We start from the raw sequence: 11302 nt of genomic DNA on the forward strand, positions 1-11302 counted from the left end.
TTGCAAACCTCGCCCAGCCGTATTTAATCGTCGCCTCTGAGCACGAGACAAAAAATGATACGTTATGCACTGAAATGCGCTGAAGGACACGGCTTTGAAAGCTGGTTCCAATCGGCAGAGGCCTACGAAAAGCTTTTAGGCACGGGCATGGTTGCCTGTACCCATTGTGGATCCACCAAGGTGGAAAAGGCCCTGATGGCGCCAAGAGTGCGCCCCGGTCGCAAAGCGGCCGCTGCCCCCGCGTCAGAAACTTCACCTGACACTGTGCCAGCTGCACCGAAACAGGTCGCGCCGGCCCCGACATCGCTTTCGACACCATCGAATGAACTGGAAGCGGCGATTTCTGCGCTCAAAAAACAGGTCGAGGCGAATTCAGACTACGTCGGCAAGGATTTCGTGAAACAGGCGCGCGAGATGCATCTGGGTGATGCGCCCACGCGCTCGATCCATGGCGAGGCAAAGCCGGAAGAGGCCAAAGCGCTGATCGAAGAAGGCGTGCCGGTTTTGCCCTTGCCCTTTGCGCCCACACGCAAGACCAACTAAGGCAGACCTATCTTGCGACTCGCTGGGACCGGTTGCGGATAGGAGCAGGCAGAGCAGACAGGAAGGAGACCGCCAATGCATGTGGTGGTGACAGGCAGCAGCCGCGGTATCGGACGCGAGCTGAAAACACGGCTGACTGAGCGTGGCGACCGGGTGACGGGCACCTCGCGCGATCATTCCTCGGGCACGCGGCTTGATGTAAGTGATCCGGGCCAGCAAGCGCGCTTTGCGGCGCAGATCAAAGGCGATCCGGTTGATCTTCTGATCTGTAATGCAGGCGTCTACCTCGATAAATCCATGGCGCTGAAGGACTATACCGCTGAGGTTTGGGCGAAATCTCTGGCGGTGAATGTGACCGGTGTGTTTCTGACCGTGCAGGCGATGCTGCCAAACCTGAAACTCGCGGAGGCGCCGAAGATTGCGATTATCTCTTCGCAGATGGCCAGCCATGCCCGCGCGCCGGGGGGATCTTATGCCTATCGCGCCTCAAAGGCGGCAGCGCTCAATATCGGGCGCAACCTTGCAACCGACCTCAAACCCGAAGGTATCGCGGTTGGGATCTATCATCCTGGCTGGGTACGCACCGATATGGGGGGGCAGGACGGCGATATCTCGGTGCAGGAATGCGCCTTGGGGCTGATTAACGAATTTGACGTCCTGTCGCTCGACACCACGGGGTGTTTCCATACTTGGGACGGTCAGGTCCACGCCTACTGAGGGTGTAGTCATGCGGGGTCTTTGCGATCAAGGTAAAACCCGCTATGTGCGGGGCGAACCCCCTCTGATCCACCACCACCGGCCCAATGATCCGGGCCGGGAAACGGGATGACCGCATCATGACTGCCAGCAAACGCATCGTTCTTTCCAGTGATCACGCCGCCATCGAGCTGCGTCAAACCATTGCCAAACATATCGAGGCACGCGGCTATAGCGTGACCGACCTTGGCCCCACCACGCCGGAGAGCACCCATTACCCCAAACATGGTGAAGCTGCCGCGCGTCACGTGGCGGCAGGTGAAAGCGACTTGGGTATTTTGCTGTGCGGCACCGGTCAGGGCATCATGATGGCCGCCAACAAGGTCAAAGGCGTCCGCTGCGGTGTCTGCTCTGATACATTCTCCGCCCAGATGATCCGCGCCCATAATGACGCCAATATGCTGTCGATCGGTGCGCGTGTCGTGGGGGAAGGGCTGGCGCTGGAAATCGTTGATGCTTTCCTCAACACTGAGTTTGAGGGCGGTCGTCACGGCACTCGTGTCGATATGATTTCCGCAATCGAAGGCTGATGACAAGATCAGATCCGGGTCACGTGCACGTGTGATCCGGCCTTAAAACAAAGGCTCCCGAAGTGATCTTCGGGAGCCTTTTGATGTTCGGGGTATGGGAGGTCTTAGTCCCAGCAGCTGACCAGCGTCGTAAGGCCGGTGGCCTCTTTTTGCAGCAGCGATAATGGCATCTCGCCAGTGGCGGAGGCTTCTGTCGCGGGCAGGCCGACGCCCGCTTTTTCAAGGGCCATGCGGATCACCTCACCTTTGAGCGCAAACCGCACGCCTTCGGGCAATGTCGGGCCATCGGTCACAACGGGCAACAGCATGCCATGCACCGTGCCGTCCTTGTCCAAAAGCGGACCACCGGCATCACCGGGCTGAGCGGCGAGTTCCAGACGGGCTAGATAATCCTCACCCTGCAAGCCCTTGAGGTCACTGAGCGCGCCCCAAGTGAGGCTCGGCGCGCCGAGGACACCGCCGTAGGAGTAGCCGGAAACCGCAAGCGCGCTGCGCAGGCGTGGCGCGGTGGAGGCAAGCGGTGCGGTTGCCATTGGCGCAAGTGCTACGGTCGGTTTCAGCACTGCAATGCCCGCTTCGCTATCGCTTAGCAGCACTTCGGCGGTTACGTCGCGATCCACGGTGATGCTGCCGCAGCTGTTCACCACGTCAGCGGTGGTTACAACCACACCGTCGCCCGACACAAAGAAGCCCGAGCGCGACAGGCGTGGTTTGCGGATTTCCAGACCCGAGACCAGATCGATGGATTGTGCATCATCCATACCTGCAGCCGGGTCGAGCACATTGTCCAGACGGGTAAAGCTCTCTTGCATGGCAGCCAGTACACGGGTGCGGCGCGCCTCATCCCCTGTGGGCCACACAAGGGTAAAGCCTTTGATCTCCCCATCAATCAAGCGTGCCTCTGCATAAGTGACCACCTTGCTGTCGCGCCCTTCGAGGGTGAAGCGGTCGCCAGTGCGTTCGCGCGGACCTTCGAGCGGCATGATCGCCAGCGTCTGCATAATGTCATAAAGACCATAGAGCGTGCGGCGGTCGCCGGGCTGCGAAATCAGCAGCACACGCGCACCAAGATCGCCCGCCGTATCGAAATGCGCAAAAGGCGGCTCGTAGCGGCTGAAGGCCACTTCGTTCAATGGCAGATCCAGCGAGATGCCTGCGGCTTCGTCGGTATATGACGCCATACCGGTGGAAATCAGCGGTGCGTTATATTCATCCATAAGCGCTTTGCGTTGGCCGGTGGTCAGAACACCGGTCGCCTCATAGCCGCGTGCCACTTGCCAATCAGACATGGACGCGCGGGTGCCACGACCAAAAGCGCCATCGATGCCAGAGTTGTAAAACCCTGCCGCTTTCAGCGCGATTTGCAGGTCCATGCGCTCTTCGCGGGTGAGGGCGCGTTCGCTTTGGCGCGCCTGAGCCGGAGTTTCATCGGCCACTGCGACGTCTGGGGTGACGTCGGAAGCAGCATCCTCTGCGGGAGCGGCCTCAACCTCGGAATCCGCCAGCGGCACCGGGGCCGTTCCTTCCGACTCGGCTCCTACAGGATAAAAGCGAGTACGCAGGTTGCTTGTGAAGGTGATGAAACTGTCACGCGGGATCTGGCCCTCAGCGCGGTAGACACGCAGCACTTGTTCGGCGTCAGAGCGTGCATAGGGGCCGATGACGATGCCATACCAGCCCCCGCCAAGCGCATATCCTGACACATCGGGAAGGCGGGCGGCGAAATCACGTGCCTCTTCCTGCGCTTCGCTCAGCGACGGGCGGGCGGCGACCTGAATCCAGACGCCTCCGGCATTGGATTGCTGCGCCTGTGAGACGCCCGGAAGCGCCGCAAAGCACAGGATCAATGCCCACAACACCGAGGCAAATAGGTTCTTCATTGCTAATCCTCTGTACGAAGAAACGGATTTTGTTCGCCGCGCAGGTAACCATTTTGTGTCCCAAAAGGAAACGGCGAGAATCCGCACATCTGCGTGTTATATGCATCTGTTTCTCATCTTCGACACTTCGACGCGAATTTTCCCCCTGTCTGCTGTCTCGCTGGGGTTTGCAACGCACGGGGCCGTTGACCCCGCCGGGGGGCTTGCATAGGAAGACGGTCGAACATTGCACCGTCTGTGTGGGCTTCCGGTGGCTCTCATGAGGCGGGCGCGCCGATGCCCTAGAGGGGAAGAGACATGACCCAGACCACAGCCCCGCGTTCGTTTCAGGAGATCATCCTGCGTTTGCAGACCTATTGGGCCTCCAAGGGCTGCGCCATCCTGCAGCCCTACGATATGGAAGTGGGCGCGGGCACCTTTCACCCGGCAACCACGCTGCGCTCGCTTGGCTCCAACGCATGGGCCGCAGCCTACGTGCAGCCCTCGCGCCGCCCCACGGACGGGCGCTACGGTGAAAACCCGAACCGCTTGCAGCATTACTACCAGTATCAGGTGCTGATCAAACCCAGCCCGCCCGACTTGCAGGAGCTGTATCTCGGCTCGCTGGAGGCCATCGGCGTCGATATGGAGCTGCACGACATCCGCTTTGTTGAAGACGACTGGGAAAGCCCGACGCTTGGCGCCTGGGGGCTCGGCTGGGAAGTCTGGTGTGACGGTATGGAAGTCAGCCAATTCACCTATTTCCAACAGGTCGGCGGTCATGATTGTCACCCGGTCTCGGGCGAGCTGACTTACGGTCTGGAACGTCTGGCGATGTATATCCTCGGCATTGATCACGTGATGGATATGCCCTTCAACGATCCGCAGTCGCCACAACCGCTGAGCTATGGCGATATCTTCAAGCAGACCGAAGAAGAATACGCGCGCTGGAACTTTGACGTGGCCAATACCGAGGTGCTCTTGCGTCATTTCGAGGAGGCCGAGGCCGAATGTGCCGCGATCCTCGCCCAAGAGCATATGGATCCCAAAACCGGCAAGCGCATCATCATGGCGCATCCGGCCTATGACCAGTGCATCAAGGCTTCGCATATCTTTAACCTGTTGGATGCGCGCGGTGTGATCTCCGTGACCGAGCGTCAGGCCTACATCGGGCGCGTACGCACGCTGGCAAAGCAATGCGCCGATGCCTTTGTGCTGACCGAGGCGGGCGGACACACCGGCGAGACAGCGGGCGAAACAGCGGCCTGAGCGGCGCAAGGGAGCATCTGATATGACCGGTAAAATCCTGTCGATCATTCTCATCGTCTCTGGCCTCGCGGCAGGGATCGCGATGTACTACCTGCAGGTCTATGGCTTTTATGACGATGTCGTTGAAAAGCCCGGGCAGGATGTCGTGTTGTTGCCGATCGGAGGCGAGACGCCGGAACCCATCGCCTATGGAAACTTTCAGGCCATTGATGCCGATAGCTCTCCGATCCGCTATCGCGCCTGTTTCACCACGCCGCTGAAACCGGCGGAGGTGGCGCAGCTCTATCAACTGTCTGACGCGCGTGAGCCGCGTAATGCGCCAAACTGGTTTGATTGCTTTGACGCCAATACCATCGGGCAGGCATTGCATGACGGTCAGGCGACGGCGTTTATCTCTGAAAAGAACATCGAATTTGGTGTCGACCGTATCGTGGCCATCACTGAGGATGGCCGGGGTTACGTCTGGCACGAACTGAACAACTGTGGCGAAAAGGCCTATGACGGCACCATTGTGGGCGAGGAATGCCCCAAACGGCCGCAAACCAACTGACGGGCGCAGGCGCGTCTGTTGCCACATCCCTTATTGCCGTGAACGCACGGCAGATCCGAACCGTTGAGGACTCGTAATGGCTGATCTTCTGATCGAACTTTTCTCCGAGGAAATCCCCGCCCGCATGCAGGCGCGCGCGGGCGAAGATTTGAAGAAGCGGATGACCGACGGTCTGGTCGAGGCGGGTCTGACCTATGCCGGGGCCCATGCGCTGACCACGCCGCGCCGCCTGACGCTGGCCATTGAGGGGCTCTTGGATCATTCCCCCACCGTGCGCGAAGAGCGCAAAGGCCCTAAGGTGGGCGCGCCCGACAAGGCGATTGAGGGCTTTTTGCGGGGCGCAGGTCTGAGCCGCGATCAGCTTGAGGAACGCGACACCCCCAAGGGGGCGGTCTATTTTGCAATCATCGAGAAACCGGGTCGCCCGGCAGCAGAGATCATTGCCGAGGTGCTGGAAGGCACCATTCGCAACTTCCCATGGCCCAAATCCATGCGCTGGGGTGCAGGGTCTTTGCGCTGGGTGCGGCCCCTGCATTCGATCCTGTGCGTGTTGACGCGTGAAGACGGCAGTGAGGTGGTCCCGCTGGATATCGACGGTATCAAATCCGGCGACGCAACTTGGGGCCATCGTTTCATGGCACCCGCGCGGATTTCTGTCACCAGCTTTGAGGATTACGCCGCCAAGCTGAAACGCGCCTTTGTGGTGCTCGACCCCAAGGAACGCGAGGCGGCGATCTGGCAGGATGCCACCAATCAGGCCTTTGCGTCGGGCCTTGAAGTCGTGGATGACAAGGGCCTTCTGGCCGAGGTGGCGGGGCTGGTGGAATGGCCGGTGGTGCTGATGGGCTCGATTGATGCGGAGTTCCTCGACCTGCCGCCGGAGGTGCTGCAGACCTCCATGAAAGAGCACCAGAAGTTCTTTTCGGTAAAGAACCCCAAGACCGGGCGGATCGAGAAGTTCATCACCGTGGCCAACCGTGAAACCGCCGACAATGGCGCGACCATTCTGGCGGGCAACCAAAAGGTGCTGAGCGCGCGTCTGGCGGATGCGAAGTTCTTCTGGGAGAACGACCTGCGCATCGCGAAATCCGAGGTCGGCATGGAAGGCTGGCTGGAAAGCCTTGGCAATGTGACGTTCCACAACAAGCTCGGCACCCAAGCCGCGCGCATCGACCGGATCGCGGCGCTGGCGCGCGAAATCGCCCCCATAGTGGGCGCGGATGCGGATTTGGCGGAACAGGCGGCGAAGGTTGCCAAGGCGGATCTCAGCTCCGAGATGGTCTATGAGTTCCCCGAACTGCAGGGCCTGATGGGGCGCTACTACGCTGAGGCCGCCGGGTTGCCGCAAGAGGTCGCCAATGCCTGTCAGCTGCATTATTCGCCCTTGGGCCCCAGCGATGAGGTGCCGACAGAGCCTGTCTCGGTCGCGGTGGCGCTCGCGGACAAGATCGACACGCTGACGGGGTTCTGGGCGATTGATGAAAAGCCCACCGGGTCGAAAGACCCCTACGCGCTGCGTCGTGCCGCACTGGGTGTGATCCGGCTGGTGCTGGAGAATGGCGTGCGCGTCGCTTTGGCAGGTGTCTTTACCCAAGGCTACGAGGGTGCGGATGAGAGTGACCTCCTCTCCTTCTTCCACGACCGCCTCAAGGTCTTCCTGCGCGATCAGGGTATTCGTCATGATGTGATCGACGCCTGTATTGCGATGGAGGGCAATGACGACCTGACGCTCTTGGTGAAACGCGCCCGCGCGTTGGAGGCGTTCATGTCGTCGGAGGATGGCGAAAACCTGCTGCAAGGGTTCAAACGCGCCAACAACATCCTGTCGCAGGCCGAGGAAAAAGATGGGGTCGAATATTCCTACGGGGCCGACAAGAAATTCATCGAGGATGCGGCGGAAGCAGCCCTGTTTGATGCGCTTGCCGCAAACGAGGGGGCGATCTCCTCGGCCATCGAGGCCGAGGATTTCGCGGCCGCCATGGGCGGCATGGCCGCATTGCGCGCGCCGGTGGATGCCTTCTTTGAGGCGGTGCAGGTCAATTCCGACAATCAAGTGGTGCGCCGCAACCGGCTGAACCTGCTGAGCCAGATCCGCAAGGTCTGCGGTCAAGTGGCTGATCTGAGCCGCATTGAGGGCTGATCCTTCGCGCCAACTCGCGTGATCAAGGGCCCTCGCTGTTTATAGTGAGGGCCGTTTTTGTTGCAGCTTCGGCATGCTTTTCCTTGCGGGAGTGATTGCGCGCATTATGCTCGGGTTGAGGGAGGATCGCTGCATTGCAGAAACACACAGGGGACGAACCGATGGATACTACCCCGAAGGCCACTTTGATCACGGCCACCGCGCCGATTGCCAATCAGACGCATGGCGGGCGGGCGAAATGTTTGCAGCGGCTGGTGCGGTTGAACCTGCCGGTGCCGCAGACTGTGGCGCTGTCTTTTGATGCGGTGCATGAGATCGCCGAAGGCTATATGGTCGACGTACAGGCGATCCTTGCGGATCTGCGCCCCGATGCGCTGCTTTGTGTGCGCCCATCCTCGGAAGATCCCGACTGGGGTGGCCCCGGTGCGGTGTTGAACATTGGCATGAATGATGCGCGGTTCGTGGATCTGAGCGACACGCTCGGCGCGGATGCGGCGGCGGCGCTTTATTTGCGGTTTGTGCAGTCCTATGCGGTGCATGTGGCGCGGCTGGACCCGGATGTGTTTGAGGACGTCGAGGATGGCGGCCCCGATGCGCTGAGCGAGATGTTGCAGGCCTATGAGGCTGAGGCCGAAGAGCCGTTCCCCCAAGATCCCGGCGAACAGCTGGCGGCAGTGCTGAGGTCGATGGCGCGCGCGTGGGAGGGCACTTCGGCGCGGCTGTTGCGGGCGGCCAAGGGCGCGCCGGAGGATGCCGGGCTTGGGCTGGTGGTGCAGGAAATGGTGCCGGGGCTGGGGCAGGGCGAATGCGGCTCTGGCGTGCTGCAGCTTGTGAACTCTCAAACCGGATTACCGCAGATCACGGGCCGGTATCTTAGCCAAAGTCAGGGGCGGGACGCGCTGGGGGTCGATGCGGAATCGATCTATCTGGAGCAGGACGAACGCGGTCCTTCGCTTGAGGAGTTGGCGCCCGAAGCCTTTGCGGAGCTAAAGGCCCATGCGGCTCTGATGCGGGTAAAGCTGCGGGCGGAGATGCAGGTGGAGTTCGTGATCGAGAATGGCCGCGTGCATATTCTGGATGGGGTGCGGGTGACGCGTTCGGCTCAGGCTGCGGTGCGGATTGCGGTGCGGCTGGCCGAAGACGGGATTATCCCACCGGAAGAGGCGGTGATGCGGGTGGACGCGCATTCGCTCAATGAATTGTTGCACCGTCAGGTGGACCCGGACGCCAAACGCGATGTGATCGGCAGCGGGATCGCCGCCAGCCCTGGTGCTGCCACGGGCCGGCTGGTGTTCACCGCGACAGAGGCGCAGGCCAGCAAATCGCGCGGCGAGCCGTGCATTCTGGCACGGCGTGAAACCTCGCCGGAGGATGTACGTGGCATGCACGCAGCGGCCGGTGTTCTCACGGAAAAAGGCGGCATGACCAGCCATGCGGCGGTGATCGGACGCGGGCTCGGCCTGCCTTGTATCGTAGGGGCCTCCAGCCTGAGATTTGATAGCCGACGCAAGCAGTTAACCGCACCGGATGGGCGGGTTTTCAAATCCGGAGAGACGATCACCGTGGATGGAACCTCGGGTCAGGTTTTGGCGGGAGAGCCAAAAATGACCGAGGCGGCGGAAGACGATGCGCTTACCACTCTGATGGGGTGGGCCGATGCGGCGCGTGACATCGCGATCCGGGCCAATGCCGACACGCCCGCAGATGCGCAAACCGCACGCAATTTCAATGCGCAAGGGATTGGGCTCTGTCGGACAGAGCATATGTTCTTTGATCCCGGCCGTCTGACGGTGATGCGTGAGATGATCTTTGCCGAAACCTCTTCGGGCCGGGCCGCGGTGCTGGCGCGCCTGCTGCCGATGCAGCGGAAGGATTTCCGCGAGCTGTTTCGGATCATGGAAGGGATGCCAGTTTGCATTCGTCTGTTTGACCCACCTCTGCATGAGTTTTTGCCGACCACCACCGCCGGTCAGCGCGAGCTTTCCGAGGCTTTGGGCCTGCCGGTCAGCGATGTGACCCGCCGGGTGGAAGAAATGGGTGAGTATAACCCCATGCTGGGCCTGCGCGGTGTGCGTCTTGGGGTGACGGTGCCTGAGATCTACGACATGCAGGCGCGTGCGATTTTTGAGGCCACGCTGGAAGCCTCACGCGATGGGGCGCCGGTGGTGCCAGAAATCATGATCCCGCTGGTGTCGGCCAAGCGTGAGGTGGAATTGGTGAAGGCCCGGATTGATGCGGTCGCCTCAGCAGTGAAATCCGAGCGCGGGGCAGATTTCACCTATCGTCTGGGCGTCATGGTCGAAACCCCAAGAGCGGCGCTGCGCGCTGATGAGATTGCTGTTCACACCGCCTTCCTGAGCTTTGGCACCAACGATCTCACGCAGATGACCTATGGTCTGTCCCGCGATGATGCGGGGCGGTTCATGTCGGCCTATGTGCAGCAGGGTGTCTTTGCAGAAGACCCGTTCCACGTGCTCGATGTGGATGGTGTCGGAGAGCTGTTGCAACTCGGTGTGCAGCGGGGACGGATGGCCAAGCCTGAAATCACCCTGTCGATCTGTGGTGAGCACGGCGGCAACCCCGAATCAATCGCGTTTTGCCGCGAGGCGGGCTTTGATTATGTGTCCTGCTCCCCCTTTCGAGTGCCCGTTGCACGGCTCGCGGCGGCGCAATTGGCGATCGCCGATAAAACCGGCCGAATAGCGCCGACATACATAAAAAATTAACGAATTCAGGGTTCTTCGGCGGCAAAAGAGACATCGCCGCATCGATGTAAGCCTTGGGGCATAACGGGTATACGTCCGCTTGGGTGGACGTTTTGATACATTTCCGTTACCCGAAGCCGTCGCTTGCGGTCGGAATGCCGCTGCAGGCAGTTGGACCGGGGGTACCCTGAATGAAACGGAATCTGATGTGTGTCGCAGTGATCGCGGCAACACTATGCGGTAGCATTGCCTCTGCAGACATGGGGCTGGATGCGCTTTTCAAACAGGAGCAGTCAACGCTTCAGGCCGCGCCAAAGGAGCGTATGCTACGCTTTTTGGGTGGAAAACGCCAAAGCCGAACCAAAGAAGTCACGCAGGTCGAATACACGCGGGCCTTCTTGGATAGCCGACCCGAAGCGTCCGGCGGCAGTGAGTTTGCGTGCCTTGCCGAAGCGCTGTACTTTGAGGCGCGGGGCGAGACCGTCAAAGGTCAGTTTGCCGTCGCTGAGGTGATCCGCAATCGGGTCAAAAGTTCACAATTCCCAAATACATTCTGTGGCGTGATCAATCAGGGCACAGGTCGCAAATATCAATGCCAGTTCACGTATACCTGTGATGGTCAAAAGGAAGTGATCCGCGAGCCACGCGCGTTTGAACGTGTCGCCAAGGTGGCGCGGCTGATCCTAGACGGGGTGAACCCGAAACTCACCCAGGGTGCCACCTACTATCACACCACAGCGGTAAAGCCGCGTTGGTCGCGCAAGTTTACCAAGACCGCGCGTATTGGCGTGCATCTTTTCTACCGTGACGAGCGTTTCCGCACGGCGGCAAAATAAGCGACGCGATTTTCCCCGCCAGAGATCGCCAGACGCCGCTTTCCGGCTCTGGCACGGCGGGTCTGAGCCTGTTATCTGGCCTGAACGGACCTAAGACTGTGACTCCTGACACAG

At 60.5% G+C, this 11302-nt stretch carries 9 protein-coding genes; 8 read left to right on the forward strand and 1 reads right to left on the reverse strand.

Annotated elements, in window-relative coordinates; all coding sequences use genetic code 11:
- Positions 1 to 54 precede the first annotated feature (54 nt).
- The 3 genes from QNI81_RS02325 to rpiB all read left to right on the forward strand — a co-directional run bounded on the left by QNI81_RS02325 (position 55) and on the right by rpiB (position 1829).
- On the forward strand, positions 55 to 543 hold the full coding sequence (locus QNI81_RS02325) for a DUF1178 family protein (protein ID WP_126136370.1): 489 nt from the start codon (positions 55 to 57) through the stop codon (positions 541 to 543).
- A gap of 75 nt (positions 544 to 618) precedes the next feature.
- Positions 619 to 1260, forward strand: a complete 642-nt coding sequence (locus tag QNI81_RS02330; RefSeq protein WP_005626202.1) for an SDR family NAD(P)-dependent oxidoreductase — start codon at positions 619 to 621, stop codon at positions 1258 to 1260.
- A 119-nt stretch (positions 1261 to 1379) separates the two neighbouring features.
- Entirely contained in the window at positions 1380 to 1829 is a 450-nt protein-coding gene (rpiB, locus tag QNI81_RS02335; RefSeq protein ID WP_283967234.1) for a ribose 5-phosphate isomerase B, read from the forward strand.
- A gap of 104 nt (positions 1830 to 1933) precedes the next feature.
- On the opposite strand, the gene QNI81_RS02340 is transcribed toward rpiB, so the two are convergent.
- Positions 1934 to 3709 (reverse strand): trypsin-like peptidase domain-containing protein, encoded by a 1776-nt coding sequence (locus tag QNI81_RS02340; RefSeq protein ID WP_283967235.1) that lies wholly within the window; start codon positions 3707 to 3709, stop codon positions 1934 to 1936.
- Positions 3710 to 4006: 297 nt separating this feature from the next.
- Here QNI81_RS02340 and QNI81_RS02345 point away from each other — a divergent pair, with 297 nt between their 5' ends.
- The 5 genes from QNI81_RS02345 (at position 4007) to QNI81_RS02365 (ending at position 11188) form a co-directional block, all read left to right on the forward strand.
- A complete protein-coding gene (locus QNI81_RS02345) occupies positions 4007 to 4957 on the forward strand; it encodes a glycine--tRNA ligase subunit alpha (RefSeq protein WP_005626192.1) in 951 nt (316 codons plus the stop codon).
- A 22-nt stretch (positions 4958 to 4979) separates the two neighbouring features.
- Entirely contained in the window at positions 4980 to 5507 is a 528-nt protein-coding gene (locus QNI81_RS02350) for a DUF6446 family protein (protein ID WP_009176459.1), read from the forward strand.
- 76 nt (positions 5508 to 5583) lie between these two features.
- Positions 5584 to 7647: a glycine--tRNA ligase subunit beta gene (gene glyS, locus QNI81_RS02355; RefSeq protein ID WP_283967236.1), complete on the forward strand. Its 2064-nt coding sequence runs from the start codon at positions 5584 to 5586 to the stop codon at positions 7645 to 7647.
- Positions 7648 to 7808: 161 nt separating this feature from the next.
- Positions 7809 to 10373, forward strand: a complete 2565-nt coding sequence (locus QNI81_RS02360; RefSeq protein ID WP_009176933.1) for a putative PEP-binding protein — start codon at positions 7809 to 7811, stop codon at positions 10371 to 10373.
- Between the two features lie 170 nt (positions 10374 to 10543).
- Positions 10544 to 11188: a cell wall hydrolase gene (locus QNI81_RS02365; protein WP_005659184.1), complete on the forward strand. Its 645-nt coding sequence runs from the start codon at positions 10544 to 10546 to the stop codon at positions 11186 to 11188.
- Positions 11189 to 11302 lie beyond the last annotated feature (114 nt).

It is taken from the genome of Tritonibacter sp. AK171 (assembly GCF_030127025.1).
Classification (GTDB): domain Bacteria; phylum Pseudomonadota; class Alphaproteobacteria; order Rhodobacterales; family Rhodobacteraceae; genus Epibacterium; species Epibacterium mobile.